This window comes from Rhizobium sp. Root1220 (genome assembly GCF_001426265.1).
GTDB lineage: Bacteria > Pseudomonadota > Alphaproteobacteria > Rhizobiales > Rhizobiaceae > Rhizobium.
In genome coordinates, this window is the sequence record NZ_LMDG01000005.1 from 84,191 (window position 1) to 107,912 (window position 23,722).

Here is a 23,722-nt window from a genome sequence, read left to right on the forward strand (position 1 = left end):
CTTCCGGCTGATGCGGAATGTCTCATGACGATGGGTTGCCGATAATCGGGAAAGGAACGGAAGGATTATCCGCTGAGAGCGGGTAATCCCTACTTGCGTTCCGAAAGCTGGGCTTCCTTGGTGTCGATATCGGGTTCAACGGACATGCCGGAACGCAGACGGCCCTGGAGTTCCTCGTCATCGATGACGATCTTCACCGGAATGCGCTGGACGATCTTCGTGAAGTTGCCCGTCGCGTTATCCGGAGGCAGAAGCGAGAACTCAAGACCGCTGGCAGGCGAGATGCTGTCGACATGGCCCTTCACTTTAAGGTCGGGAAAGCTGTCGACTTTGACTTCGACTGTCTGGCCCGGCTTGACGAAAGTGAGCTGTGTTTCCTTGAAGTTCGCGACCACGTAGACCGAGTGGAGCGGCACGACGGCCATCAGCTGCGTGCCCGACGTGACGAACTGGCCGACACGGATCGAGCGGGCGCCGACGGTGCCGTCGACTGCGGAAAGTATGTTGGTGTAGGACAGGTTCAGTTCGGCCTGTTGGGCCGCTGCGGCCGCCCTATCCCTCTGGGCGACCGACTGGTCGCGCTGCGTCTTCAAGACGGGCACCTTGCTCTGGGCCGCGACGAGGGCAGCCTGGTCGCGCTCGACGGCAGCCGACGCCTGATCCATCAGCGACTGGGTCTGCTCGGCCTTCGACTGGCTCCCTGCCCCGATGACGATGAGGCGGGCGTTTCTGGCCGCCTCGGACTTTGCGAAGACGAGTGAAGCATTCGAAGCGTCGATCGACGCCTTGGCCTGACCGATCACCGATTGCTGGAGGTCGATCTGGGCATCGACATTGGTGATGGCGGCTTCCGCGGCCTTCACGTCCGCCTTCGCCTGGTTGGACGCAGCCTGGAAGTCGCGATCGTCGATCCTGGCGATCACCTGTCCTGCCTTGACGACATCGTTGTCGTTGACAAGAACTTCCTTGATGTAGCCAGCGACCTTCGGGGCTACGGTCGTGTAGTCGGCCTTTACGTAGGCGTCATCGGTGGACTCGATGAAGCGACCGACGGTCCAGTAGTTGTGACCGAAGTGGACGCCGTATGCAGCACCTGCCAGTAAAACCGCAATCAGCACGCCCTTCTTGACGACACTCTTGCGTGGCTTGGCCGCTGGAGCAGACTGTTCGGCAGCGGGCTTTTCGACAGGAGACGAAGGCACGTCCTTGATCTTCCGATCGGCTTCTGCGGAGGTTTCGAAAATTTCCTTGCGGGGCAGTTCGACCATTTCAATTCTCCTGTTAGTCAGCGCGCCCAAGGCGCAGCCGTGGTTGGATGACGCTAGGATGCCCTGCTATTCACCGACTGATAATCCGCGTATATTGGTAAGGATCATACGCTGAGAGCGGATAATAGAGGTGCGCATGGATCGGCTGACGAGTCTTGCGGTCTTCGGAAAAGTGGTGGAATGCGGCGGTTTCACCGCGGCGGCACGGCGGTTGAACATGTCGGTCACGATGGTGGCGACGCATGTCCAGTCGCTCGAGGAGAGGCTCGGCGTCCGCCTTCTAAATCGCACAACGCGCAAGGTCAGCCTTACCGAAACGGGCAAATTCTACTACGACCGTTCAGCCCATATCCTTGCCGACCTCGACGAGGCGGATCGTGCTGCTGGCGCGCTGACCACCACACCGCGTGGCGTCCTTAAATTCAATTCCACGGCGGCCGTCGTGAGGTTTCTTCTTCCGGTCATGGATGAATTCCTCCAGCTCTATCCGTCCGTTTCCCTTGATCTGAGCATTACCGAGCGGATGGTCGACATGATCGAGGACGGGTACGATCTGTCGATCCTAACGACGCCAGCCCGGGACACCAGTCTTATTGCCCGCAAGCTCACCCCATGGCGGCATATCCTCGTATGCTCGCCGTCCTACCTCGACGCCCACCAGCCCCTGTCGGCGCTGGCCGACCTCGCGGGTCACGACTGCACTCGCTACACCTACTATCCCTACGGCGACGACTGGACCTTCGAGGTGGACGGCGGGAAGAGAAGTCAGGTCAAGGTCGGTGGCTCCGTTGTAACCAACAGCGCCGAGACGCTACGCCACATGGCGATCAACGGACGGGCGATCACCCTCGCCCCCAGCTTCCTCGTCTCTGAAGATCTAGCGGAAGGACGTCTCCTCCGCCTGCTGCCGGAATACCGGGGGGTGGAATTCGCAATCAATGCGGTCTATCCGAATAGAAACCATCTTCCGACCAAGGTCCGTCTGTTCATCGACCTGCTTGCCGAACGGTTCATCGAGCATCGTGTCTGGATGAGCTAGGTGCTTGATCCCAGGTTTTGATGGTGCAATCTTTTCCATTGAATGGAGGGAAGCGCTATAGGCCGTGATTCTTCACGGAAGCTCCACCACGACGGAAGGGCACCTCAGAAGGCTTGGCCGATCCCGGCTCCGCATCAGAACGACGAATGACCAATCCTGCAAGCCTTTGCGCGCATTTAAACATCAAGAACGCCGAGAGTCCGCGCCGTCGACTCTTCAGAACTATCTTCGACGGGAAGCCACCAGCTCTTGCCCGTCGGAGACTCAGCGCGCACCGATGCTCTTGGCTTCGTCCTTGCGTGCGTACAAGACCGCGAGAGAGATTCGCGCCCCCTCCTGCGCGGATCTAGCCCGTACACATCGAGTGGAACCAGCGACAAAAGCGCTATCCAGCGACTGCTCGCGGTGCCTAGGAACCGCGGCGTGCTGCTGCCCAGTTGGCCGGCCTTGGCGTAAATATTTGAAATCTCTGCTATTTATGCTATGATCTTTGTCCGCGGGGGAGATATCTCTAGCCGCCGAGCAACGGCGCAATCCGGGCATGCCCGCGGCAAGTCCCTAAAAGGTTGGCGACCCCTGCAGGAATCGAACCTGCGACAACCTGCTTAGAAGGCAGGTGCTCTATCCAGCTGAGCTAAGGGGCCGTTTGACCGCCGCTCGGCGGCGTCGGTCCGGTCGGCATGTCTGGACTCAGTGCGTCCAGGGCTGTGTCCGCGTATAGCGGAAATTGTCCGGATAGGCCACCGTCTGACGCTGAGGATCCTTCGGCGGTATCACGCGATACTCGATGGCGTTACGCTTTGCGTAGGCCTCGGCGAGCTCCTGGGTTTCGAACGTCAGCCTGACCTGCTGGCGCATATCCGAAGACGAGGTGTAGCCCATGATCGGATCGATCGTCCGCGGCGTCTCCTGATCGAACTCGAGCACCCACATATTTGTCTTTGCCTTGCCGGACTGCATTGCGGTCTTGGCTGGACGGTAGATCTTGGCAGACATTGCTGCAACGCCTCCGAATTAGCGGGCTTCACACTCAAACTTTTGTCCGGCCCCGTTATGAGGCCTCCTTCGCTGCAACGTCGCATGAAGAGATGAATTTTGCTTAGCCGCGAATCCCAACCTTTTCAAGCCATAGCTACGCGAGACGTTAGACTTAGACGTTCATACTCGCCGCCAGGCCGCATCGGAGGCTGCTTGGCACACACCAAAGCGAAACGAACTTAGCGATCGATCAGGCGTAGTGCCGCGACCTAGACCAGGCAGAGAAAACTCGAGGTCCTGAGACCCAGATCTGCCCCGTGCATCGCCAGGCAGTTCACAGGGATCCGCAACGCTGCCTTATGTCCAACGATCAAAATGGGGATAGACGATTTAGATATTGCAGGCTCGGGATGAACCGTGTATTGCGCTCCTCGTCGGCACGGAGTGTAGCGCAGTCTGGTAGCGCATCTGGTTTGGGACCAGAGGGTCGGGAGTTCGAATCTCTCCACTCCGACCACCGACAAAGCATTGAAACGTATGAACGATTTCTGCTTTGTCAAACCCACGGATAGAGGCTCTTGTGAGAGCACTGTGGGAGAAATACGCTCCGGGCGGGAGCAAACACCCACAACCATCGACATGCGGCTGTCGATCCTTACGAGGATACCCGCATGGTCAAAGACCCGAACGTCACCCTTGGAATATTCCGGCTGAAGCGTATCGAGGTGTTCTGCCCGACGTGCAGCCGACGAGGCTTCTACGACCGAGACAGGGCGATCGAGCGGCATGGCGCCGATTGTACCATGTTCAACTTCTTCCAGGCTGTGGCGAATTGTTCGAATCCGCGATGCTTGGTGGGTTGCCCGGACCTCCTATACATGTTCATGGACGTGCGTGAGGTAAAGCAGAAATGGGAATACTGATGGGCCTAGACGACAAGACCAAGCCAGCCGACAGCGTCCATGTGAATCACTACTGCTGCATTGAGGGATGCGGGAAGTGGGGAGGATTGGGGTTTGCCTCATCCAAAGCGGTGGATACGCAATGGTGGTGCTCGGAGCACTATCCTCACGGGGATGCGATGAAGGATCGAGACAGCACTTTCGCCGGGAGAGGATGACAAATGGATGCCAAATCGGTGCTATCACATTATGCGGATGAGCTTCGCCGGATCTACGGTCTAAACTGTGAGGTAGATGCGGCATTTGGAAAATGGGTGGATTTTCTGAAAACCTGCGACCTTGAAAAGCATATGATCTTTAGCGTCGGAGGAGACCCCAACGACAAAGACACTACATTTCAATACTGGGGCATCATGGGTGATCTGGCTGCGAAGGCGGCGCGCGATGGAGAAAATTCCAAACGACTACGCAGGATGGCTGTAGCGTTTGCATATTCATTGTGGGAAGCAGAGACCCGCGCTAGCCTGGCAGCGTTATGCGGTCTATCCACAGAAGAAATAACGCATCCGGCCTTTGGCGACCTGCGCAAACTCCGACATGCTGTCATTCATGTTAATGGCCGGCTCGACAAGGACTTGGAAGTGATGACCTTCTTGCAGAAGGGCGATATTGTGGATCTAACGAACCTCCAATTCCACCAACTCTTCAAGGCGCTAGTGATGAGCCTGAACGAAATTGGCGAGACATACTTTGATCTCCAACCGCGCTTCGAATTAGATAAGAAATTCCAAGCAACACAAAGTCCTGAATAAGCCGCGTCACACACGCGTTGACGCTGGCGACCTCTGCCCGCGCTTGTTCTTCGCCGGCCGCTTTTCGGGGCGCTGCTCGATGTACTCTTCCTTGACCATCAGCATTTCAGCCGCCTTGGCTGCCGCGACAAAAGCCGCCCTAGCCTGCTCAGGATCTCTGAGCCCTTCCATGGCTTCAAGGCACATCGTCTGTGCGACGATCCATTCCTTGCCGCGATGATCCTCCGGCCAGCGGTACAGAAGGCTATAGGCCAGGTCTTCAAGGGTGGTGTGCCGGCGCATGGTGACGCCCCTGGTCTTCTCGACGCAAACGATGGCGTCTCGAATGCTGATGTGTTCGCCGATGTATTGGGCCATGGATCACCTCCGGAGAACGAATCAGGTGATGATTAAATTCGGCCCGTCAAGGTTTGTTTTTAAGATTCCTCTAATTTGCTATTAGGGCTTGTAGATCGGTGTGCGATACGCCGATTTGTCGCTCTTGCCATTCGCGTCGATCTTGCTGCCGAGGACTTCCACACGGGTAGCCACCTTGTTGATAGTGTCTATGAGGGTGTCAAGTTTTCCGCCAACTGATTCAACAACCCGATCGATCCGCTTGTTTGTCTCGACGACGGCCATCTTATTCTCTGATCCCTGCTCCACAGCGCGCTGCAGGTTGAGCGTGAGGGGGGTAATCTCCCCTATCCTGCTCTGCATGCCGTCTAGCGTTGCCTGATAGCCCCGGAGCCGGTCCTTGCGGTCTTCGGCGTCTTGAGTCAATCGGCCCTTGATGTCGAGGATTTGCTCCTGCAGATCCTTGTTGTCGTTTCTCATGTTGGCGTAGGTCACACCCCATCCTATCGATGTGACGACAAGGCCGCAGATCACGCCGAAGATCGTGACCCCGGTGTTAAAGTTCCACTCTAGCTTTTTGCTACGCTCTGGAAATTGCATCACATCCTCGCTCAATCCCCTGCCCTTTCAAATGCACTGCGTGCCGCATCGTTTCAGCGTGAGCCGAACTTGGTTTTGATGTCATCGTAGAACGCCCCGCAGCGCCCCGTCCGCGCGTTCTGGCGGTCTAAGGCGTTCCGCTCGCGAACAAGCACTGAACGCAGTTCTGAGCCAACCTCGACCGAAGCGTGAGGCTCCAGCTTCTGGCAGTCGTCCGGCCATGCTGGCAACGCGATCCCGGCCTGTATTTTCCCCTGCGCCGTCGCGGCTTTGTTCAGCCGCTCAGTGGTGTTGCAGGAAGAGACGATCAGCGTCATCGATAAGACAAGCGCGGTTCTTTTCGCTAAGGATAAGCTCATTGGCTCGGATCTCTTGTTCGAGGGTGTCTTTCGCCGCCTGCTCGGATGCTTCGGCTGCAGCCAGGCGCTTGCGGTGCTCGTCGAGAGCCTGAGACGCCGCGTTGCGCTGGCGTTCCATTTCAGTCGCCTTGGCCTCTGCCGCGGTCTTTTCGGCAAGGAGGACATAGCCGGAGAGAACCGCCTTATCGTGAGAGGAGAGCCACACACGGAAGCCGAGGAAGACAGCGACGACTATCAGGGCAATCCCTGCGAACTTGCCAAGCGGGCTCAAGAGGAATGCCATCATGACTTCACCTCGACCGTCGTATCCGCCTCGCCTTGGCTAACCGCCTGTTGGGCGACATCTGCTTTGCGCTCGTTCTTCCGGTCCCACACCGCGCCGAAGATGTAGCTGCCGACGGTCCCGCCAAAGAGCGAAGCGAGGTTGATGATCGCGACCTCGGCTATTGCATTGGGACGAGGAAACACCACCAGGAAGGTGATGAGGACCGCTTCCCAGATCAGGGACAGGATGATGATCCGGCGACGGACGGTCCAATCCGGTGAGCCTTTGTGATCCATGAAGAACTTCATAGGTCAGCCTTCATAGAGGTTGGATTGCTTCGCCCATTCGCGCCAAGGATTCAGCTCGTAGTGAGGCATATCCCAGCCGTCGGAGAGATTGCCGTCGCCGTTCCAGTCACCGCCCCAGCGGAGCGGTATGCCCTTCTCCTTGGCGATGCGCAGGATCACCTTGGACAGGTTGATGAACGACTGCCGATTGTTCCAGTCGTATGGCGCCGGGAACAGGTCGAAGGCGATGGCCGGCACATAGTTGTGCGCCGACTGTCCGAACCGGGCTTTGCTCTTGCCTCCGGCGAATGCCCGCTCCTGATCGGCCCGCCCGCGAGTGGCGTCCAGCACTCGGAAATCGATCTCCTTGATAGCCTCATGGGCGATGATCTGAAGCTTGGGATGGCATTTCGCCAGCGCAGCCGAAGACGCTGCTCCGAAAGTGGGCATGGGAAAACTCCAGATTGTGGGGGATGTCAGATCGGCTTTGACTTCAGCAGATGCCGACCGGCATAGGCCATGTAGTTCCAGCCGAACCACTGATCGTTCTTGCCGCGATAGCCGAAGTACCGACGACCGGATTTGGTCTGAAGAACGGTCCATAGCCGGAAGTTCGGATACTCGTCGCCCTGCCGGAAGATGATGGTCGTGCCTTCAGCGGGAAGACCGAGGACGTAGGCATTGAAGCGATAACCGGGATTTCGACAGATCCAGCAGACCCGTTGCCACCAGAGTTTCAGACCGCGCGCATTGGCGTCATAGCCGGGAATGCCAGCATCAACTCCACCGTCCAGACTGTTGTCGTGGGTGTAGAAGTAGGCGAGCGGCGCGCCGACTTCGTTCTTGCCGGTTGCTATTGATATCCCGGAAATCAGCGGCGACAGCGCGTAGGAGGCGAGTGTCATCAGCCAGGATAGCAGCGCGCACGCGGGATAGATCGCGACCGAGAACGGCGCGAGCCTGAAGACTTTCCAGAACATGAGAGCTCCAGTGTGTTGAAAACTGAGACTTGCTGGCTTACTGCTTCCAACTCACAGTTGGGGAAGGCCATGCAATGAACGGTGGGGACGTAGGCCGTATTAGCTATCTGGATGCTCTCCGAGGGATTGCGGCGCTCCAGGTTCTGTTGCTGCATTTCGTGACCGGCTATTACCCCAGCATCGCCAGCCATAAATCCCCGATGGCCTTCCTGTATGACGGCGCCAGCGCGGTATTCATCTTCTTCACATTGAGCGGCTACGTCCTCACGGCAGCATTTGCCAAGACCGAAGCGCCTTTCGTCTCTCAGGCAGTCAACCGAACCTTGCGGCTCGGAATTCCGGTCGCGGCAAGCGTAGCATTCAGTGCCGTGCTCTTTGCCGTGTTTGCTGGCTACAATGTCGCCGCTGGTGAAATAACCGGATCGGCATGGCTTTCGACTTACTGGAGCCCACCAATCGACCGATGGTTTGGCCGTGACGCCTTCGACGCGCTGTTCATTGGGTATGGCGAAAGCTCGATGTTCCGGTGGTTCGGCGTTTCCGCTGCCAACCTTCCCGCGCTGCCATCAGCCTTTAATGCCCCGCTGTGGACGCTCTCTGTCGAGCTTTACGGATCATTCCTGATCTTCGCCTTGAACATTGCGCAGCGCCGCAACACGCGCCTTTGGCTTGTGCTCTTGATTGCGCTGGCTGTCGTTCTCTGCCGATCGCCGCTAATCTGCTTCCTCGCCGGCCATTTGGCGGCGCGTTACCGCCTCGCAGTCATCCCCGCCTCACGCATCTGGCCGACACTGCTTATTGTGGTCGGCGTCCTCTCCTGTCTCTCCAGCATATACTGGCATCCGGAGTTTCTCGTTCGAGCGTGCGCCGCGTCCTCTCAAATCGTGCTGCCGTGCTACGGCAATCCTCAATCGCTCCAACGCATTGCCGGCTCTATCATGATTACGCTCGGCATCATGCGATCCGATGGGGCGCGGGCGCTGCTGGGCAGAGGGAGAATTGAAAGGCTAGGTGCGTTGTCCTTCCCGATCTACCTCGTTCACTGGCCGATCGTGTTCGGGCTGTCTGCCTTCGTCACCGTTTTGTTGGCGCCAATCATCGGCCCAACGACGGCAACGCTGTCGGCTGTCGTCCTTGGTGTTATCGCCACCTGGCTAACTGCCTCTGTCTTTATAGAGGTTGACGCGGTCGCCAAATTGGCAGCCCGGGCCACACGATCGGGCAAGCGCCGACAAAAAATCACGGCCATAGCATCTCAGGGAGTTCAAGAAGAAAGTCGGCGATCGTCGGCTGGGGCCTGACTCCTTCTTGCACCTTGGCAAGTTCTGCATAAGCGTACTGCCAGACGTTATCTCGCCACGCCACGAAGGCCGTCGCTTGGTCTTTCCAGACATCGACCGTTGAGCCGATATAGGACGCCAGAGTAACGCCGTCATTAAATTGCTTGGAGATCGCCGTCGCATCGATCAGGTTCTGTATGGCACCTTGATAGGCCGCAATAGTCGGGATATTTATCGTAGACTGAACATCCTCAAGCTCAATGACCTCCTCGTCCGACATTTCGACTTCGACGCCGTTCACAACCTGTTTCACGCCCGCACTCCTTCGATCATGATCAAGCCTGTAAACGTCCCCGCGCCTGGTAAAATGCGAAGTGCGTTGCGTGCCGTCGTTCCTGTATGGAAAACCCCGCTATTGCGGATCGCTCGAGTTGAAGCGCTAGCGCCGTTATCCCGCGAAAGGCCGCAGCAGATTGAGTTCTGGTTAAATTCCTCAAGTTCAGTCGCGAACGAATAGGGTGCTGAGGCATCAAGCGTTCCACCCGCGAGCGTCATGGCAGCGGATGTTCCTTGCCCTGCGGCAACTGTCGTGTTTGAACCGACAATCGCCTGTTGGACGTAGTTAGACGCCGTGTCGTAGCTAGAGCCATTATTGGTGCTGACCGTCATCGACAACGTTCCTGCAGACGAATGCGTCAGCTGACCCGAGATGCGGAGCTTTCTGAACCCTGCTAGGCCTATTTGGATCAACTGCGAGGCGGCATTGAGCGAGCTTAGCGAGATGAGCTCCCACTTGCTCAATGCAACGTCAGCGTCAGGAACCCTGATATTCCTCGTCTGCCCCGCCGTAATCAAGGCATTGTCGAACTGAACCTTTTTTGTGCTGGCGGCAGAAGGTGCAAACACTGCATTCAGGATCGCGCCCGTCATCGTGCCACCGGCCAGTCCAAGCTTGGTGGCGAGAACGCTGTCCACGGTGGTGTGGAAGGCCGGGTCGTCGTTGAGTGCAGCAGCAATCTCATCGAAGCTGTTTAGGCCAGCCGGCGCGCCAGTGATCAAGTAGTTCTCGATCAGCACCTTGATCTGGTCGACAGTCAGCTTGACCGTTAGCCCGTCCTTCATCGCCGGTATTTCATGCAGGAACGATGCGAGCGCCGTCGGATCGAGCGCGTCAATGCGGATATTGGCCATCTCTTATCCCCCGACCGCCATCACGGAAGCCTTGTAGGCAGGGCGCCCGCCCTTGTTGGTGACGTGGTTGTAGGACCACATAGAAAGGTTGACCGCATATCTCGTGAGTGTGTTGGTGTAGATGTTGGTCTCGGACCCGTCGGTATTCTGGCCTGGAGCCGTATTGATCCCGCTTTCTGCGAACGAGTTAATGTAGAACTCGGGCGTGCGAGCGAAATTGAATGGGATGATTTCCACATTCTCGGTCGTGAAGTCGCCGTAAATTAGAGCGGTCCGGCTCCATGCGTACTTGATGACGTTCTTGTTGATCAGATTGGTGATTGTCGGGACGTTGCTGGAATTGGTGACAATGCGGGCGAGCAGCATATCGTCATATTTGCTATCGAAGCTCACATCCGTTTCGGCCAGCACGCCGGGATTGTACGAGCCGGCGAGATCCTTCAGCGTGAATCCGTCCGTCGAATTCCAGCGCAGATGATATGTCTTGCTAGCGTCGGTGGCAAAGTCCGTCTGGACAGTAGTGATCGGGTAAATCCCGCGGTGCTGGAAGATAACACCGGAGGGAATCCGCACCTGACCGGTAGCGGGAGTGACCACGCCGAAGTGACCGGAGACGTTCTGAACCTCTGGGAAGATCGGGAGGCGTGCGCGGGCCTGTAGCATCGTCAGGTAGCCGGAAGGATCACCGCCGCCGGTGGCCGCGTCAATCAACTCCTGGATTGCCTGCAGCAACTGCGTCATGTCGGCGTTGGTCGGCGTAAGGCCAGCCTGCATGATCACCGCGTTGATTTCAGACTGCAGCGCCCAAAACATCCAGTTGAACAAAGGCAGGTTCGCGGGTCCGCAGCCGAAGCCGCCGTCCTGCTCGTCGACCGTAGGGGCGCGGCGCTCGCCGCCGTCGGCGAACGGTAGGTTGAAATCAGCCATGTTCAGGGTTCCTCAATCAGCAGGAATAGGGTTTGAGATCGATTTCGCACATCCAGTCGGCTCCACGGGTGAGCGGACCGGTGATGATGAAGTCGTCGTCTTCTGTTACGAAAAGGTCGTCGGCTTCGGTCGACAGATTGGCGCCGTCGGGAAGCCAATCCTCGCAAAAACCTCCCCAGCCCTCGCCAAATCCGAAGACGGTGAATGTCCCAAAATGCCAGCGCGTCACGATGCCGGGGGCTATCGGGAGAACTCGGGGGATAATCTGAAGGATGGCCATTTCGGCATCGTTCAGTTCCCGGAACGGTGCGAGGACAACCCGTCCATGTCCGGCGTCCAGTACCGTCGCAGTGGGGCCGTAGATGACCCGTAGCGCGTTGGTCAGGTCTTCTATGCCGTAGAGTCCCTGCATCTGGTAGGAGCGAGAGATCAGCAGCTTGCGGTAGGTTTCGTCGTCATTGATGCAGATTTCGGATATCCCGTCCTCGCCGCATCCTTCCCACGATCCGTCCTCGCAGAACCCTACAATCGGTCTGGAGCTTGGCTGATCATCACAGGCGAACCCAAACACCGGCTGGACATCACAGACACAATGGCAGCGCGGGAATCCCATGCGCTTGCCGATCAACGTGAGTTGATCGCCAACGGCGGTTTGAAGATCGAAGTATGCCGGCATATTGCAGATGGCAGCATGAGCGTCAGCAATCTGCCCGAGATAGGTTCTGATAACGTGCAGGAGCTTCGGGCTCTCGCGATACTGGGTGAGGACGCGGTCGACGCCGGCCTCGATGAATTCTTCCCTGACGATGCAGCTCATCAGGTCACCACGATCGTCACGTCTTCGGAAGACAGAGACGCCCGCTCGATGAAGGCGATGTCAACGGCAGCATTGAGGGCCTGATCTATGCCGTCACGCATCCCCAGTATCGAGACCACCTCGACATTCGAAAACATGCTCTCGATGATGGAACGCACCCGGTAGTATGAGATGTCATCACCGTTCAGCAGATACAGCGAACTGAGCAGTGAAGACTTGATCGCGCTGGCGGAGGGCGGCGGGCATCCCATCGCATCTTTGAACGTTCGCACCGTCACGACGAGATCGACAGGAACATCGATCGGCCGAAGGATTCGGAATGTCCGGCAGTATCCGTCGATCACGCTTTCGATGCTGGTCGTGCCGAACACGGTAACACCGGGGACAATGTATCGTCGGATCGCTTGAGCGATCTCGTTATCATCGCCGCCCGTAACAGCGATGCAGATTGACCCACCCGGCATGCCATTGGCGTCCATCGCGTCGGTATCGTTTACCCAGACATGAGAATAGGAGACACCGTCGAGCTGAGCGATTGCGCGGCTGATATCCTGCAGATCGATCCTCGCCTGCCCCTGGTTGGTGATTGCTCGACGGAAGGTCGCGTCGGTATCCGCGGACGCTCTCGACATGAGACGGATGGAGGCAAGGGTATCGAGCCGCGTTCCTTCCGCCTGATCCGGGTCGTAGGACTGATAGATGTCCTCGGCGTTCTCCCATTCCTTGGCAACAGCCTCGGCGAAGATGCCGTTGATCTGGCCAAGCGGGCTCTGCGGGGTCTGGATGACACCCGGACCGAACTCGGTGATCAGCGCGGCCTCGATCTCGGCCAGGATGAGGGAAAGTGGCTTGCGCGAGAAGCCCGTCGAAACGACTCCATAGTCCGTCATACGGTTACCTCAGTGTCGAAGATTGTTCCCGCCTCGACCGATCGGATGATCAGGCCGCGGGTGTTGCGGTCGAAGCCGACCGAGAACGATGTGATTTCAGTTACGCCGTCGGTGTCCAGTATCTCTGCCTTGACCAAGGACTCCGCGAGCGCCGGGTCATATGCCCGCCCCAGGATCTGATCGAGCCATGGGACGCCGACCGTTGTGTCGAGGAACCATTCTCCAGAGAACGTGGAAAGCCGCTGGCGCACATGTTGCCCGACAGCGTGTGCGTCACTCACCGTAGCGAGATTGCCGTCAGCGGTCAGATATAGGTCATTGGTGGCCTGATCGATTGCCAAGCCCAAGCGAACCGAGGTCATATCTGCATGCTCCTCAGTTTCGAGGCGATCTCGGCAAGCTCGTCGCCGATCTCGTCATAGCGTGGCGAGTGGTTCAGCCCCTCGGTGCCGAGCTTCTTGAACCCCTCCGAAGTCAGGTCGAGGTGTTGAATCAGGAGGTCGAAGATACTGCCCTCGCTGCCGATCAGGTCGAACTTGCCATCGGGCGAACCCTTGATGCCGAATTCACCTGCTGCATCGAAGCGGATATGCGTGTTTTCCGGGTCGACGTTTACCAAGGGAGACGAGACACTGTCACCGCCAACGATGGTTGCGCGCATGTCGGCGAGATGGAACGAACGGCCATCGAATGGCGCGCCGTCACCGTCCGCATCGTAGTTATCCATGCTCCGCATCATCGGCGACAGCATCACCCGCGTGCCGGCAGGGATAGGAAACGTGATCCCCGCGTTGCCGGTCCGCGGCAGATCGAGAGGAACCTCGAACAGTTGCGGCATTGCCACCGGCTGCCCGTTGTGGATCGGCTTGTAGAGCGGCTGTACGGTCGCTGTCTGGCTTGCTGGATCAAAATCCACGATCTCGCCGGGGATTGGTCCCCACATGGCTTCCCGCTCGCTCTGCGCCTGCTGGCCGGTGATATCGCGCGGCTGGTTGGTGCGCTTCCCGAGATAGCCCACCATCAGCGCTTGATCCCCTCGTCCACTTTGCCGCTCTTCACCGATTCACCGGTGATATCGACCTTGAACTCGCCGTCCATGTTGTTGCCGGAGTAGGTCACCGAGGTGACTCGATACATGCCGTCATCGCCGTTCATCTCGAGCGTGTCGCTCTTCAACTGCACCCGGCGGTTCGGGCGGATCTCAGGGTTGAGCAAAGCCGAGACACGGACACCGTTGTCAGTGATCGCAGGCGTCCCGATCATGCCCGTCTCAGGAGTGATCAGCGCCACACCGCCGACAAAGCCGTCGCCTGGCACGATCTCCATCGTCTCGTTCTGAAGCGACCAGTAGAAGTTATTCCCGCGCCCGATCGTATCGAGCTCGCGGGAGCAGGAACCGCAGACCGCATAGGGCCGCTTGAACGTCTTGTTCTCGACGTCCTCCGGGAACCGCCACTCGCCTCGGTTCACACCTTCCTTTTCAAGTTGCTTATAAAGATCCTCGACTACGTCCTTGACCGGAGTGCCTTTTGGGAAGCTCTTCGAGATCGTCGCGCGGCGCAGAGCCTTGGAACCATCCCCGCATGAAATGATCGTCAAGATGTTCGGCCCTTCGCGCCTATGCTCGACGTCGCGCACCGCGCCCTTGAAGATGATCCCGACATTGCCGGAGCCATCGGGCGGGATGTACCCTGCCTCCAACGTGATGTTGTCGAACTCCTTGCCGACGCTGTTCCGGTGGCTCTCGGAAAGATTGAAGATCGTGATCTCTGCCGAGTTCGGCGAAGACGATGCATCCTTGTCGATCGAGAACTCGATACGGATATCGTGCGGGTTGATGCCGCCGGGATTGATGATCAGCCCGCCGTTGAAGACAGCGCGCACTTTCCTCATGAATTGAAGCATCAGGCGGCCGCAGCCTCTACTTCTTCGTCCGACGCCTGAAACAGCAGAACCGTACCGGCGGGCAGCGCAGCGCGATCAGGCACGGCACCCGGCGTCACGGCGACGGCAAAGATTGCACCAAGCCCGAAGTTGAACGGCTTGAGCAGATCGACACCAGTGACGATGCGGCGGCCGGTCAGCACCGGCAGATCATCGATCGATAGATCGAAGCTCCACCGGTCGTTCGTGCCGTTGTAGCGAAGGCGGATAGTCACCCGACGTCCGTTGATGATCGTTCCGAACTGCTGGTCGGCGTAGTCGACGACGTTGAAAACGTTCATCGCGCGATGCCTCCCGTGATTGACTGCAAGATGGACTGGTTTTGAGGAGCCGGCGTTACACCGGCATCCCCGCGTTGCTGTGTCGCCGTGGCCCGATCGGCCGTCGCAGCGTCACCAGAGCGTTCCGTTGATGGAGGTGCCGCCCGGGTGCTCTTCTTGCCCCCGGCCTTGCCACGCTGCCCGGTGCTGTCTCCATCAGGTGCGGCAGCATAAGCCGTCCCGACGATGATGACCTCCTGCAGGTCGCATCGGCAGCGAAGGATTCGCGAGAACTGCGCATCCCTGTCCGCGTCGATGCGCTTGATCAACAGGTTGCTGTAGACCGTCAGGCCGGTAACCAGGGTGAACGGTACACGGCTCTCCTGAAAGGCGACCAGAGCGGCAAAGGTGGCCGCGGCACCACCATCGGCAACGTCCAGCGTAAGCCGCTTCGGAACGATGACGGCATGGTCAGTTATTTTAGCGCCGGTCTCGATCGGGATCTCGGTGATGTCGAGCTCGGAACTATGCCGCTCGGACAGCACACAGTCGATTCCCACCGGGCCGATAGCGCTGTTGAAGGCGATCACAGACATCAGAATGCATCATCCTTCTCGAAGCGTGCCGCGCGTGCCGCGCTCTGGCCGACAGCATTGCCCACCGCGCTACCGACTGCCGCGCCGGCACCCGGAGCACCATTGACGGTGACGCCGCCGACGTTGACCTGAACTGACTGATCGCGATTGTCCTGCTTGTTGTCGTTGACCACGGCGTTGGCCGGACCGCCGCCGCGCATCTTAAGCGCGTTGCCTTCGGCGTTCTCCATCATCGTCTTATAGTCGAGCGCGTCTTGCGTCATGTCGCGTTCGAGGCTCGGCGGCCGTGGCTGGTCGACGACAGCAGAGCCTTTCATGTAGATGCCGCCCATGCCTTCGACGTAACCAGGCTGAGCACGAGGGTTGCCAGTTGCCTTGGTAGCCTCGACCTTCTTGTCGAGTGCCGTCTTGGCCACACCGAAATAATCGAGCGCGACCTTTGCCCCAGCGAATGCCGTTCCCAAAGCGAGCAGCGCCGCGGTGAGCGGGTTAAGCGCAGCTGTCAGGAGCCCCACAGAGCTTGCGGCGGCTGCCAACGCTGTTGCACCAGCCAATGTCGCAAGGATGGTCTCCAGTTTACCAGCGTCGATCCCGGTCAGCTGAGACAAGGCCTCGGCAAACTTTCCGATCACGCTATCCCCACCTTCCATCCATGACAGGATATCCTCAAGGATGAGCAGAGCAGAGATGAACGGGAACTTGACCGCAGCGATGAGTCCGAGACCGGCGGCAATGGCTTTGAAGAGTTCTGGATTGACCGAAAACCAATCGGTAAGGAACTGAAAGTGACGGCGAAGGCGGTCGATCAGGAAGACCGCGGCATTGACGCCACCTTCCAGAGCCGCGCTCAGCCCCTTGGCGAACTTGTCTAGCGCTCCGCTCTCGCTCAGTCGGCCGAAGAAGTCGAGAAGCCGTCCGAGCTGGTTTTTGACCGCCTGGAAGAAGCCTGCATCACCGATCTTGCGAAGGAACCCGGTCCACGAGTCCCCAAGATTGGAGACCATGCCGTTCCACGTCTTCGACTGGCGAAGCATGGCTCCATTGAAGCGATCGCCGAAGTTCTCCTTCAGGAACTGGATGATCTCTGTGCTGTTCTTCTTGACGGTTTTCGACAACGCTTTGCTGTTTTTCGTCCAGTTGAACGTGACCTTGTCGCCGGCAACCTGAGTGGTGATGCCGAACTCCTTCAGGCGTTCGAACTCACCGGTGGCCGCGTCAGCGATAGCCTCGACGCCCTGCATCAGGGTTTTGCCCATGGCGCTCGATGCATCGCCGATGGCTTCCAGCGCGCCCGTGGTCGGGTCGATGCCGTATGCCTTCAAACGGACGAACGCTTCAGTGACTTCGCCCACCTCATAAGGCGTCTTGGCGCCGAAGGTGGACACCCAATCGAGTGCCTTCTGAGCCTTCTCAGCGCTGCCCTCGATCGTTTCAAGCGTTGCGGCGTAGCTCTCAAACTGCGCCGAAGTGGTGATGACGGACTTGCCGAGAGCGGCCAAAGCACCGACGGCAGCAGTTGCGGCGGCAGCGGCAAACAGAGTGAGGCGCTTCGCGGTCTGATCGATTGACTGCTGAAAACGCTTCAGTTCGCCTTCGCCCTTGGTCTCATAACCGAGGACTGCGATCAGTTCGTCTACGATCATAGATTGAAATCCGATTGGAACGGGGCCACATTCCTGTCCTCATCGGAGGATTCGGGATGCGACTGTTGCTGGGTGCGTTGTTAGTCATGGCTGCCGGCGGGACATCATTTGCCCAAGACTTCAATCAGAAGGACTTCATGCTCGCGAATGAGGCAGGGCAGATAATCGGAAGTGCTGATCTCTGCGGCTACAAGCTCGACGACGCGAAGCTGACGGCCTTCATGGAGAACACGATCGCCAATCTCGATGATACTTCGCGGATGCACTTCACGAATGCCAGAGGCGCCCAGGTCCAGTTGGCGAAGATGATGAGCGACACTGAACGGAAAGCTCAGTGCGCTCTTCAGGCCAAGCTTGCTCAGAAATACGGGCTCACGCCGTAGTGTCTGCCTCTGCGAGCGCTGACTTCAGATCAAGCGCTTCATGAGCATCCATCACATCGCTCAGCGTCACCCACGTTTGCAGATCACGCATGGTGTAGATTGGCGGCTCGGATAAGATCGGCCGCCAAAGCCACATATTGAGGTTGGGGGCTACCCTGTCGATCTCGCGTTCACTCAGGCCTTTGCCGTCATTGCGCGACGTCCATTCGCCAGGGCGCCGGAGAAAAAATCCCCGAACTGCTCCGACAGAACGAAGACGGCAACAGGGATGATGTCGCCCAGCCGGCCGGCGAAGTCTCCATCGAGGTCAACAGGATCATATGCACCCGACGGGCGCTTGACCTTGGCTATCTCGACGATGTCCTGAACCAGTGACGCGTACTCTTCAGGCGCTATGGCGTTGAAGATCGACGTGATGGCAACCAGTGCCTCCGCATCGGCCAGTGCCTTTTCCTCGATCGAGGCGCCTTCCCTGCGCGAAGCAAGGATCGTCGGTAGCTTGGATGCCAGCGGACCAGCCGCGCGCATCAGGCGGGCTTGCAGGATCAGCGCCTTGCTGGCGAGAAGCGGATCAACCCGATACTCCACGCTGTTGATCTTCTTCTCAGCCATTGTTCGGGATCTCCGGGTTCCAGTCAGCGGTCCAGAGAACCCATTCACGAACGACTGCGTTCTTGCCCTTGCTGTCCGTGGGACGCGTCTGGATAAAGCACTTGTCAGCCGAGCCGCCTTCCCCTGAACCCGCATCGATGAACGAGAACGGGAAAGCAGCTCCTATGCTGCCCAAAGACTGCTGCCGCTTTAGCTTCTGAGACAAAAGCCGGTGGGTCGCGCTGGTGTGCATCAGTTTGATGCTGATGCTCGCCGACTTGTCGGACGAAATCGAGAAGATGCCCGATCCATCCGCCCCGATGAGGCCTGTACCGGCGTCTGCACCCTGGGTGACGACAAGTGCGTCGTCGCCATCCCATGCGCCCTGTACCTGCTGACCGTCCACCGTCGCCGAAACGTTGATGAAGCTGTATGCCGAGGTTGTAGCCATGTTTCAGCTCCTTAGAACGTCATGGTGTAGTTGATGGTGGTGTAGTGAATCGCCCCCGCGTAGCGGAACCGGACCGAGATCGCCGGAGCGATGCGGGCCTTGCGCTGGCTTTCCGGCACATCGAACACCGAGGGGACGGTGATCTCGACGGCGGGCGCATATTCGCCAGTCACCGGGTCAAGATCATTGGCAACCAAGCCTGCCCGGGTGGCCTGCTGCATGACCGACCGCGCCGCAGAAGCAATCATCTGCAGGCCGACGTCGGTGAATGGCACACGGGCGTTGTTGAGCAGAATGCCGAGCGCTTCTTCTTCCGTGCGGGCGATGATCCAGTCGGTGGTGTGGATCTCATCCAGGAAGACGTTGGCCGTCAGTGTCGAGCCTTCGACCACGAAGTTCCGGCTGCCGATATCGATGTAGGTGTTGGCCATGTGGCCGGCGGCTTCGGACTGGCCGACGCCGGGAGTGAAGCCGGTGATCGCCGTGATGACCGCGGAGCCGAGGTTGACCGCCTCGATGCCCTTCAGGTTCTTGAACTTGGCCGTGTAAGCGCTGTTGGCATCATCGAAATTCCGTGTCGACATCCAGCCGGCCAGAGCAGCCGCTGAGAACATCGCCGCGTTCGGATGATAGAAGATACCGGTGCGCTCGAACTCGCCCTTGTTGCGCGCTGCAATCGAGGTGGTGTCGCTCGGAGACTGAGTGGCCACCGCGTTGCTGTCGATGATCGCCAGCTTGTTCTTCGCTTCCGTCCAGGTGATCAGGCCGTCAGTGGATGCCTGGTCGCGTAGAGACGTGTCGACGGTGATGAAATACCAGTCCTGATCGGCGTCGTAGAGCGTGTTCAGCTCGGTCTGCAGTTCAGCGGCCGTCGGCGTGCCATCGCTTGCGACAAAGCCGATCTTGACCTGTGTCGGGCGCGGGTTCTGCGAGAAGGCAGACAGAGCAGCCTTGTACGCGTCGGCTGAGGTCGCAAAGTCGGCGGCTACTTCATCGATCGAGGCATAGAGCTTCGTCCGGTGCGTTGCGTCTACCTTGCCAGCCACGGCGACGGTCGTGAGGATAAGCTGAGTCCCGAACCCGCGACGGCTCGGAAAGGCATCATTGCGGGTCAACGAGACGTTGACGACGCGGTTGTAGGGTAGGATTGCCATCCTGCCGTCCTTTCGTGGTTTGGTTACTCAGCCCGAGCGATGTCGAAGCTGCTTTCGTCGATGGTGTCGATTACGAAGCCGTCGCGTGTCAGCCCGCGAACGATCAGGTCGAGTTGCCCCCGTGGCTCCCAACGGGTGTTGATGAAGTCCGGCACGTTCCGGATCTGCGAGACCTCATGGATGACAAGGCTCGGGAACAGCGGCTCCATGATCTGCATGAGCTTGGCTGCCGATACGATCGGCCGGAGAATCCCTGTCGGGGATGGGCCATAGGAGTGAATTGAGAACCGCCACTCGACTTCAATCACCGGGGCGGCGCTAATCTTGTGCTCGCCCTGGCTGTTGTCCTCGCCAGTGTCTGTGTATTCGACCGTCTGCTCGCGCTGGCGAACCTCAATCGAGCCGGTGAAATTCACCATTGCGTAGGGCAAGGCTGGGTCCGGTCCGCTCTGATGGGACTTGATTGTCACGACGTTGGTGACGGACGCGATCCAGCGAACAACTGCGCTGTGCACCTGATCGTTGGTCATTTCGTTTCCCTGCCCAATGCGGCCCGATAGAAGCCGCCTTCCATGCGCGGCCAGACGAACAGGACACGATAAAGGATGCCACCGCTGGTGATCTGGTTGTCGACAGCAACCGCCGACCGAGTCCAGATCATCCAACCAGCCTCGGTGCGGATGCCTTCGGGCATGTCGAGCAGCTGATTTCCTTTGACCGGCTGAATAGCTGCCCTGATCGTCGAGGTGGTCGGCGCACCCGGCACGAAATCACCGTCGGCGTTATATGAGCCGGTAGCTTTCGTCGTCAGCAAGACGTTGACCGCCTCACCGTCGATGGCAATGGCGACGTCGATCATTCGTTGACCTTCCACGTGACGGCACCGCGCATCTCGCCGCTTGAGATCAGCGGGTTACTCGATCCCTTGATGGCAATCGTCACCGGACTGTTCGGCGGCGACTGCAGGGATGTGATTTCGGCTTGAATGTCACCCTGAGCAGTGATTCCCAGCTTCGACAGGACCGTCCGCAAGCCAGTCTTACCGGTCAGTATCTTCGCGGCCGAAGATCGCATGGCGTCACGATACTTGCCGCGGTTCTCTCGAATGGCGTTGCGCATGAACGGTCGCTCCGGGATAGGGCCGCCCCAGCCACCGCCGGATGCTCCACCCCGTGTGCCGAACTCGTTCCAGACCGCCTTGTTGATGTTGTCCTGATCGGCCTCGCCAGCTGGAAAGCCGACCTTTACGGTCTTCGGGCCCGTCAGAGCGGCGCCGATGTTGCGGAGGACCGAGCTATTCGTCTTCCGCTTGACCTGTACCGTGAACATCAGGCCTTCTTGGCTTTGCTTTCGGCCTTCGGCTCCTCGACCACCTCGATCGTCTTGCTCGCGAGCCAGGCTTTGATCGTGTCGTTGTGCTTGAGCACATCCCAGCGATCGACGTTAAGCTCGGCACCGGGATTGATCATCACACCGAGCACTGGAACATGCAGCGGCGCATTGTGGTTCGATTTGATCTTTGCCATTGGCTTCTTCCTTTTCAGACAACGGCCACAGCCGGGAAATTCCTGCGCATCAGGGCCATGAACTGCTGCCCGTAAGTGGTTGATGCGTATCCGGAAGCGGAACCACCGCCTGACGATCCTCCAGGAGTGGCAAACTCAGTCTCGACGTCGCCAACCTTCCTGCGCTTCACAACGCCCGTCCCTGCCGTTCCTTGGCCCGTGCTGCTGCGCCCCGGCTCGCCTTCCATGGTGAGCGTGTGGGCAGTCCAGAGAAGCTGTGCTTTGAGGCGGTCGCGCTGATACCAACTCTCGCCGACCATATCGACGGCGTCGGCCAGAACCATGTTGATGAGAGTGCTCGATACCGAGGCGAACTCGGGATACCGCGCCTTGAAGGTCTGGGCATTCGGACCGGGCACGACGCCCTGCCCATCCACCACCGGCAAGAGCACGCTCTGGTCGTAGGTGCGTCCGCCCGTCGTGGTGACGCGGTTCAGCAATTCGTAGGTGACGCCACTTGTTCCGGCGGATAGCCAGACCGTTGACGACTTAGGATCGTTGCTTTGAACGCCGATCGTCAGGCCGACCCCGGAGACGATGCTCCATACCGACGTGGCGAGATCGTCGTCGCCGAGCTGAGCACCCCAATCGAGCCGATAGTCCTTCACTTCGTCCGGATCTTTGGACGGCCAGTCGAGTACCATTTCTATTCCTCTTCGGAGGGTATGATTGCGGAGCGAGACAGGCCAGTTACAGACAGCGTCCTAGAGATGAACGGCACGGCGACACGGCGCAGCTCATTGACCACGCTCGCTACCCGCTTTGTCGCCGTCGCCGGAGCGTTGCCGAGGATGCGAATGATATCGGCCAGCGTCGAAGCTGAGACTGCCAGCGCCTTCGCTATGACCTTCCCGAGCAAAACCGAGGCGGTTGCCCCAGCCGATACCCGGATAGCCATCCCTCGCCTCACAGTGACCGAGGCAGAGGATACGACAGCCACCGAATGCACTACGGCTTTCCGTATCGTGACCGCCGCGCCGACCGTAGTATTGATGACGACTGTGACCGCGTTCATGACCGCGACAACAACCGCCGTCGTCGACGAGACGCTGAACCGCTTGAGTATCTGCTTCCCTAAGCTGACGGCACCCGACGATACGACCGAGAACCGACGACCGACAGCCTTGGTCATCGTCACAGCACCGGCCGCCGAGAGACTGATGACCTTGCCCGCATGTTTCGACAGCGAGACGGTGCCACTTGCCGTGACACTGATCGTTTTCAGAAAGGCCCTCGTTGCATTCGCTATGGTGGAGGTTACCGAAGTGACCGACATCGCCTTACTGACTGTTTTCGCCAGGATGACAGCGCCAGACGACGCAGCAGTAACTACCTTGCGCGCCTGCCTGCTTGCGCTCGCCACGCTTGTCGACGTCGCAATTATGGATTTAAAAGCCTGCCGTGCCGCGACGGTTGCGGTAGCGGAAGCCGTAGAGACCGCCTTGTTCGATCGCTTGACCAATGCGGTAACATCGGCACAAGCAGCGCTGATCACCTTACCGCCGACCTTACGCAGCGTGACGCCGGTCGAAGAACCAACGGTAACCGTCTGCGGCGTCGAACTACCTCCACCCACTGCAGGCTTGAGTGCAACAAGGAATGCAGCCCACGGATTATTAGAGGCCAGTGTTTGCGTCTTGTTGCCACTCGCGCCCGCCGATGCCTGCGCAACGTCAGCGAAGTAAACGAGACCGTCAAAGCGCTCGGTCATGCCGGTTGGCGGGGTCAGCGTCCCGCTCGCGTCCCAATTGTGCGCCGCCAGGATAAGCAAATCATCGGCGACGGTAGTTGTGACGCCTGTGGCCGTCAGCGTGGTACCGGGACTCAATGTCCCTGAATTCTGCGACGAAACATCGACCGGCGAACCGGAAGCAAGAGCACCGCTATAGACGGCAATCGCCGCCTGCGTTGAAGCAGTCGAGTGCGTGAACGTGTAGGGACCACTCTCCGACGCTGCCCGCTTCCAGAAGACACCGAAGCGAGCACTGAAGCTCGACCCCGATTCGGTAACAGTCGTATATGTGCCGACCTGCGTGAAGCCGCTTGGCGCGGTAGGCGCAGCCGGAGCCGTCCCGCCGGACTGCCCCAAGAAGATGATGGCAATCAGTATGTCGCCATTGACGATACCGGCTGGCGCGCTGACGGCGGTATTGGCTCGGCTCGCGTAAGACGTGCTCGCTACCGAACGAAACGCTGCCACCGCC

General features: G+C 58.8%; 34 protein-coding genes and 2 tRNA genes. 6 read left to right on the plus strand and 30 right to left on the minus strand.

Annotated features, from left to right (window positions below; translation table 11 throughout):
- Positions 1-89: 89 nt before the first annotated feature.
- A complete protein-coding gene (locus tag ASC90_RS06095) occupies positions 90-1,268 on the minus strand; it encodes an HlyD family secretion protein (protein ID WP_056536844.1) in 1,179 nt (392 codons plus the stop codon).
- 136 nt (positions 1,269-1,404) lie between these two features.
- Here ASC90_RS06095 and ASC90_RS06100 point away from each other — a divergent pair, with 136 nt between their 5' ends.
- Complete coding sequence (locus tag ASC90_RS06100) at positions 1,405-2,307, plus strand: LysR family transcriptional regulator (protein ID WP_056536847.1); 903 nt, start codon at positions 1,405-1,407, stop codon at positions 2,305-2,307.
- Between the two features lie 567 nt (positions 2,308-2,874).
- Here the strand turns inward: ASC90_RS06100 and ASC90_RS06105 are convergent.
- Positions 2,875-2,951: transfer RNA gene (locus ASC90_RS06105), tRNA-Arg, on the minus strand.
- Between the two features lie 46 nt (positions 2,952-2,997).
- The gene (locus ASC90_RS06110; protein ID WP_056536850.1) at positions 2,998-3,303 is read right to left on the minus strand and encodes an ETC complex I subunit; all 306 of its coding nucleotides are present in this window, start codon (positions 3,301-3,303) and stop codon (positions 2,998-3,000) included.
- Between the two features lie 422 nt (positions 3,304-3,725).
- Here ASC90_RS06110 and ASC90_RS06115 point away from each other — a divergent pair.
- From ASC90_RS06115 to ASC90_RS06130, 3 genes are all read left to right on the plus strand, one after another.
- Positions 3,726-3,802: transfer RNA gene (locus ASC90_RS06115), tRNA-Pro, on the plus strand.
- Between the two features lie 154 nt (positions 3,803-3,956).
- Complete coding sequence (locus ASC90_RS06120) at positions 3,957-4,208, plus strand: hypothetical protein (protein ID WP_056536853.1); 252 nt, start codon at positions 3,957-3,959, stop codon at positions 4,206-4,208.
- A gap of 200 nt (positions 4,209-4,408) precedes the next feature.
- A complete protein-coding gene (locus tag ASC90_RS06130) occupies positions 4,409-4,999 on the plus strand; it encodes a hypothetical protein (RefSeq protein ID WP_056536859.1) in 591 nt (196 codons plus the stop codon).
- 6 nt (positions 5,000-5,005) lie between these two features.
- Here the strand turns inward: ASC90_RS06130 and ASC90_RS06135 are convergent, their stop codons facing one another.
- From ASC90_RS06135 to ASC90_RS29060, 7 genes are all read right to left on the minus strand, one after another.
- On the minus strand, positions 5,006-5,356 hold the full coding sequence (locus ASC90_RS06135; protein ID WP_056536862.1) for a DUF982 domain-containing protein: 351 nt from the start codon (positions 5,354-5,356) through the stop codon (positions 5,006-5,008).
- Positions 5,357-5,437: 81 nt separating this feature from the next.
- Positions 5,438-5,950 (minus strand): hypothetical protein, encoded by a 513-nt coding sequence (locus tag ASC90_RS06140; protein ID WP_156392850.1) that lies wholly within the window; start codon positions 5,948-5,950, stop codon positions 5,438-5,440.
- 38 nt (positions 5,951-5,988) lie between these two features.
- Positions 5,989-6,252 (minus strand): hypothetical protein, encoded by a 264-nt coding sequence (locus ASC90_RS06145; RefSeq protein WP_056536868.1) that lies wholly within the window; start codon positions 6,250-6,252, stop codon positions 5,989-5,991.
- A complete protein-coding gene (locus ASC90_RS06150; protein ID WP_156392851.1) occupies positions 6,218-6,580 on the minus strand; it encodes a hypothetical protein in 363 nt (120 codons plus the stop codon). The genes ASC90_RS06145 and ASC90_RS06150 overlap by 35 nt, the downstream gene beginning before the upstream one ends.
- A complete protein-coding gene (locus ASC90_RS06155; RefSeq protein WP_156392852.1) occupies positions 6,577-6,855 on the minus strand; it encodes a hypothetical protein in 279 nt (92 codons plus the stop codon). Before ASC90_RS06155 ends, ASC90_RS06150 begins: the two co-directional genes overlap by 4 nt.
- Before the next feature lie 15 nt (positions 6,856-6,870).
- Positions 6,871-7,296 (minus strand): M15 family metallopeptidase, encoded by a 426-nt coding sequence (locus ASC90_RS06160; protein WP_056536877.1) that lies wholly within the window; start codon positions 7,294-7,296, stop codon positions 6,871-6,873.
- 26 nt (positions 7,297-7,322) lie between these two features.
- Positions 7,323-7,826 (minus strand): hypothetical protein, encoded by a 504-nt coding sequence (locus ASC90_RS29060; protein WP_056536881.1) that lies wholly within the window; start codon positions 7,824-7,826, stop codon positions 7,323-7,325.
- Between the two features lie 74 nt (positions 7,827-7,900).
- Here ASC90_RS29060 and ASC90_RS06170 point away from each other — a divergent pair, with 74 nt between their 5' ends.
- Positions 7,901-9,127, plus strand: a complete 1,227-nt coding sequence (locus ASC90_RS06170; RefSeq protein WP_056536884.1) for an acyltransferase — start codon at positions 7,901-7,903, stop codon at positions 9,125-9,127.
- Here ASC90_RS06170 and ASC90_RS06175 read toward each other — a convergent pair.
- From ASC90_RS06175 to ASC90_RS06225, 11 genes are all read right to left on the minus strand, one after another.
- The gene (locus ASC90_RS06175; RefSeq protein ID WP_056536887.1) at positions 9,066-9,419 is read right to left on the minus strand and encodes a hypothetical protein; all 354 of its coding nucleotides are present in this window, start codon (positions 9,417-9,419) and stop codon (positions 9,066-9,068) included. The genes ASC90_RS06170 and ASC90_RS06175 overlap by 62 nt on opposite strands.
- Positions 9,416-10,228, minus strand: coding sequence for a hypothetical protein (locus tag ASC90_RS06180; protein WP_156392854.1), 813 nt, complete (start codon positions 10,226-10,228; stop codon positions 9,416-9,418). The genes ASC90_RS06175 and ASC90_RS06180 overlap by 4 nt, the downstream gene beginning before the upstream one ends.
- Before the next feature lie 72 nt (positions 10,229-10,300).
- Positions 10,301-11,224 carry a hypothetical protein gene (locus tag ASC90_RS06185; protein WP_056536893.1) on the minus strand — a complete coding sequence of 308 codons (924 nt, stop codon included), beginning with the start codon at positions 11,222-11,224 and terminating at the stop codon, positions 10,301-10,303.
- Between the two features lie 16 nt (positions 11,225-11,240).
- Positions 11,241-12,041 (minus strand): DUF2612 domain-containing protein, encoded by an 801-nt coding sequence (locus ASC90_RS06190; RefSeq protein ID WP_056536896.1) that lies wholly within the window; start codon positions 12,039-12,041, stop codon positions 11,241-11,243.
- Complete coding sequence (locus tag ASC90_RS06195; protein ID WP_056536899.1) at positions 12,041-12,931, minus strand: hypothetical protein; 891 nt, start codon at positions 12,929-12,931, stop codon at positions 12,041-12,043. The genes ASC90_RS06190 and ASC90_RS06195 overlap by 1 nt, the downstream gene beginning before the upstream one ends.
- Positions 12,928-13,293 carry a hypothetical protein gene (locus tag ASC90_RS06200; RefSeq protein ID WP_056536902.1) on the minus strand — a complete coding sequence of 122 codons (366 nt, stop codon included), beginning with the start codon at positions 13,291-13,293 and terminating at the stop codon, positions 12,928-12,930. The genes ASC90_RS06195 and ASC90_RS06200 overlap by 4 nt, the downstream gene beginning before the upstream one ends.
- Positions 13,290-13,952, minus strand: coding sequence for a Gp138 family membrane-puncturing spike protein (locus ASC90_RS06205; RefSeq protein WP_056536905.1), 663 nt, complete (start codon positions 13,950-13,952; stop codon positions 13,290-13,292). Before ASC90_RS06205 ends, ASC90_RS06200 begins: the two co-directional genes overlap by 4 nt.
- Complete coding sequence (locus ASC90_RS06210; protein WP_056536908.1) at positions 13,952-14,836, minus strand: hypothetical protein; 885 nt, start codon at positions 14,834-14,836, stop codon at positions 13,952-13,954. Before ASC90_RS06210 ends, ASC90_RS06205 begins: the two co-directional genes overlap by 1 nt.
- Positions 14,836-15,156, minus strand: a complete 321-nt coding sequence (locus ASC90_RS06215) for a hypothetical protein (protein ID WP_056536911.1) — start codon at positions 15,154-15,156, stop codon at positions 14,836-14,838. Before ASC90_RS06215 ends, ASC90_RS06210 begins: the two co-directional genes overlap by 1 nt.
- Positions 15,153-15,731: a phage baseplate protein gene (locus tag ASC90_RS06220; protein WP_056536914.1), complete on the minus strand. Its 579-nt coding sequence runs from the start codon at positions 15,729-15,731 to the stop codon at positions 15,153-15,155. Before ASC90_RS06220 ends, ASC90_RS06215 begins: the two co-directional genes overlap by 4 nt.
- Positions 15,731-17,374 (minus strand): tape measure protein, encoded by a 1,644-nt coding sequence (locus tag ASC90_RS06225; RefSeq protein ID WP_056536916.1) that lies wholly within the window; start codon positions 17,372-17,374, stop codon positions 15,731-15,733. Before ASC90_RS06225 ends, ASC90_RS06220 begins: the two co-directional genes overlap by 1 nt.
- A 56-nt stretch (positions 17,375-17,430) precedes the next feature.
- On the opposite strand from ASC90_RS06225, the gene ASC90_RS06230 reads away from it, so the two are divergent.
- Positions 17,431-17,757 carry a hypothetical protein gene (locus ASC90_RS06230; RefSeq protein ID WP_056536920.1) on the plus strand — a complete coding sequence of 109 codons (327 nt, stop codon included), beginning with the start codon at positions 17,431-17,433 and terminating at the stop codon, positions 17,755-17,757.
- A 174-nt stretch (positions 17,758-17,931) separates the two neighbouring features.
- Here the strand turns inward: ASC90_RS06230 and ASC90_RS06235 are convergent, their stop codons facing one another.
- The 9 genes from ASC90_RS06235 to ASC90_RS06275 are packed head-to-tail and all read right to left on the minus strand — an operon-like array spanning position 17,932 to position 23,718.
- Positions 17,932-18,369: a phage tail assembly chaperone gene (locus ASC90_RS06235; RefSeq protein WP_056536922.1), complete on the minus strand. Its 438-nt coding sequence runs from the start codon at positions 18,367-18,369 to the stop codon at positions 17,932-17,934.
- The gene (locus ASC90_RS06240; RefSeq protein ID WP_056536925.1) at positions 18,362-18,799 is read right to left on the minus strand and encodes a phage protein; all 438 of its coding nucleotides are present in this window, start codon (positions 18,797-18,799) and stop codon (positions 18,362-18,364) included. The genes ASC90_RS06235 and ASC90_RS06240 overlap by 8 nt, the downstream gene beginning before the upstream one ends.
- Positions 18,800-18,810: 11 nt before the next feature.
- Complete coding sequence (locus ASC90_RS06245) at positions 18,811-19,953, minus strand: DUF3383 family protein (protein ID WP_056536928.1); 1,143 nt, start codon at positions 19,951-19,953, stop codon at positions 18,811-18,813.
- A 23-nt stretch (positions 19,954-19,976) separates the two neighbouring features.
- A complete protein-coding gene (locus tag ASC90_RS06250) occupies positions 19,977-20,483 on the minus strand; it encodes a hypothetical protein (protein ID WP_056536931.1) in 507 nt (168 codons plus the stop codon).
- Positions 20,480-20,812, minus strand: a complete 333-nt coding sequence (locus ASC90_RS06255; RefSeq protein ID WP_056536934.1) for a hypothetical protein — start codon at positions 20,810-20,812, stop codon at positions 20,480-20,482. Before ASC90_RS06255 ends, ASC90_RS06250 begins: the two co-directional genes overlap by 4 nt.
- Complete coding sequence (locus tag ASC90_RS06260; RefSeq protein ID WP_056536937.1) at positions 20,809-21,282, minus strand: hypothetical protein; 474 nt, start codon at positions 21,280-21,282, stop codon at positions 20,809-20,811. Before ASC90_RS06260 ends, ASC90_RS06255 begins: the two co-directional genes overlap by 4 nt.
- Positions 21,282-21,479 carry a hypothetical protein gene (locus tag ASC90_RS06265; RefSeq protein ID WP_056536940.1) on the minus strand — a complete coding sequence of 66 codons (198 nt, stop codon included), beginning with the start codon at positions 21,477-21,479 and terminating at the stop codon, positions 21,282-21,284. Before ASC90_RS06265 ends, ASC90_RS06260 begins: the two co-directional genes overlap by 1 nt.
- A gap of 14 nt (positions 21,480-21,493) precedes the next feature.
- On the minus strand, positions 21,494-22,162 hold the full coding sequence (locus ASC90_RS27840; RefSeq protein ID WP_082519831.1) for a DUF4054 domain-containing protein: 669 nt from the start codon (positions 22,160-22,162) through the stop codon (positions 21,494-21,496).
- Positions 22,163-22,164: 2 nt separating this feature from the next.
- Positions 22,165-23,718: a hypothetical protein gene (locus ASC90_RS06275; RefSeq protein ID WP_156392855.1), complete on the minus strand. Its 1,554-nt coding sequence runs from the start codon at positions 23,716-23,718 to the stop codon at positions 22,165-22,167.
- Between the last annotated feature and the right edge of the window lie 4 nt (positions 23,719-23,722).

Bases quoted from the DNA above. Each gene is read 5' to 3' on its own strand.
- ASC90_RS06095 (WP_056536844.1), bottom strand. From the start codon at position 1,268: ATGGTCGAACTGCCCCGCAAGGAAATTTTCGAAACCTCCGCAGAAGCC.
- ASC90_RS06100 (WP_056536847.1), top strand. From the start codon at position 1,405: ATGGATCGGCTGACGAGTCTTGCGGTCTTCGGAAAAGTGGTGGAATGC.
- ASC90_RS06110 (WP_056536850.1), bottom strand. From the start codon at position 3,303: ATGTCTGCCAAGATCTACCGTCCAGCCAAGACCGCAATGCAGTCCGGC.
- ASC90_RS06120 (WP_056536853.1), top strand. From the start codon at position 3,957: ATGGTCAAAGACCCGAACGTCACCCTTGGAATATTCCGGCTGAAGCGT.
- ASC90_RS06130 (WP_056536859.1), top strand. From the start codon at position 4,409: ATGGATGCCAAATCGGTGCTATCACATTATGCGGATGAGCTTCGCCGG.
- ASC90_RS06135 (WP_056536862.1), bottom strand. From the start codon at position 5,356: ATGGCCCAATACATCGGCGAACACATCAGCATTCGAGACGCCATCGTT.
- ASC90_RS06145 (WP_056536868.1), bottom strand. From the start codon at position 6,252: ATGACGCTGATCGTCTCTTCCTGCAACACCACTGAGCGGCTGAACAAA.
- ASC90_RS06150 (WP_156392851.1), bottom strand. From the start codon at position 6,580: ATGATGGCATTCCTCTTGAGCCCGCTTGGCAAGTTCGCAGGGATTGCC.
- ASC90_RS06155 (WP_156392852.1), bottom strand. From the start codon at position 6,855: ATGGATCACAAAGGCTCACCGGATTGGACCGTCCGTCGCCGGATCATC.
- ASC90_RS06160 (WP_056536877.1), bottom strand. From the start codon at position 7,296: ATGCCCACTTTCGGAGCAGCGTCTTCGGCTGCGCTGGCGAAATGCCAT.
- ASC90_RS29060 (WP_056536881.1), bottom strand. From the start codon at position 7,826: ATGTTCTGGAAAGTCTTCAGGCTCGCGCCGTTCTCGGTCGCGATCTAT.
- ASC90_RS06170 (WP_056536884.1), top strand. From the start codon at position 7,901: ATGAACGGTGGGGACGTAGGCCGTATTAGCTATCTGGATGCTCTCCGA.
- ASC90_RS06180 (WP_156392854.1), bottom strand. From the start codon at position 10,228: ATGAAGGACGGGCTAACGGTCAAGCTGACTGTCGACCAGATCAAGGTG.
- ASC90_RS06185 (WP_056536893.1), bottom strand. From the start codon at position 11,224: ATGGCTGATTTCAACCTACCGTTCGCCGACGGCGGCGAGCGCCGCGCC.
- ASC90_RS06190 (WP_056536896.1), bottom strand. From the start codon at position 12,041: ATGAGCTGCATCGTCAGGGAAGAATTCATCGAGGCCGGCGTCGACCGC.
- ASC90_RS06195 (WP_056536899.1), bottom strand. From the start codon at position 12,931: ATGACGGACTATGGAGTCGTTTCGACGGGCTTCTCGCGCAAGCCACTT.
- ASC90_RS06200 (WP_056536902.1), bottom strand. From the start codon at position 13,293: ATGACCTCGGTTCGCTTGGGCTTGGCAATCGATCAGGCCACCAATGAC.
- ASC90_RS06205 (WP_056536905.1), bottom strand. From the start codon at position 13,952: ATGGTGGGCTATCTCGGGAAGCGCACCAACCAGCCGCGCGATATCACC.
- ASC90_RS06210 (WP_056536908.1), bottom strand. From the start codon at position 14,836: ATGCTTCAATTCATGAGGAAAGTGCGCGCTGTCTTCAACGGCGGGCTG.
- ASC90_RS06215 (WP_056536911.1), bottom strand. From the start codon at position 15,156: ATGAACGTTTTCAACGTCGTCGACTACGCCGACCAGCAGTTCGGAACG.
- ASC90_RS06220 (WP_056536914.1), bottom strand. From the start codon at position 15,731: ATGTCTGTGATCGCCTTCAACAGCGCTATCGGCCCGGTGGGAATCGAC.
- ASC90_RS06225 (WP_056536916.1), bottom strand. From the start codon at position 17,374: ATGATCGTAGACGAACTGATCGCAGTCCTCGGTTATGAGACCAAGGGC.
- ASC90_RS06230 (WP_056536920.1), top strand. From the start codon at position 17,431: ATGCGACTGTTGCTGGGTGCGTTGTTAGTCATGGCTGCCGGCGGGACA.
- ASC90_RS06235 (WP_056536922.1), bottom strand. From the start codon at position 18,369: ATGGCTGAGAAGAAGATCAACAGCGTGGAGTATCGGGTTGATCCGCTT.
- ASC90_RS06240 (WP_056536925.1), bottom strand. From the start codon at position 18,799: ATGGCTACAACCTCGGCATACAGCTTCATCAACGTTTCGGCGACGGTG.
- ASC90_RS06245 (WP_056536928.1), bottom strand. From the start codon at position 19,953: ATGGCAATCCTACCCTACAACCGCGTCGTCAACGTCTCGTTGACCCGC.
- ASC90_RS06250 (WP_056536931.1), bottom strand. From the start codon at position 20,483: ATGACCAACGATCAGGTGCACAGCGCAGTTGTTCGCTGGATCGCGTCC.
- ASC90_RS06255 (WP_056536934.1), bottom strand. From the start codon at position 20,812: ATGATCGACGTCGCCATTGCCATCGACGGTGAGGCGGTCAACGTCTTG.
- ASC90_RS06260 (WP_056536937.1), bottom strand. From the start codon at position 21,282: ATGTTCACGGTACAGGTCAAGCGGAAGACGAATAGCTCGGTCCTCCGC.
- ASC90_RS06265 (WP_056536940.1), bottom strand. From the start codon at position 21,479: ATGGCAAAGATCAAATCGAACCACAATGCGCCGCTGCATGTTCCAGTG.
- ASC90_RS27840 (WP_082519831.1), bottom strand. From the start codon at position 22,162: ATGGTACTCGACTGGCCGTCCAAAGATCCGGACGAAGTGAAGGACTAT.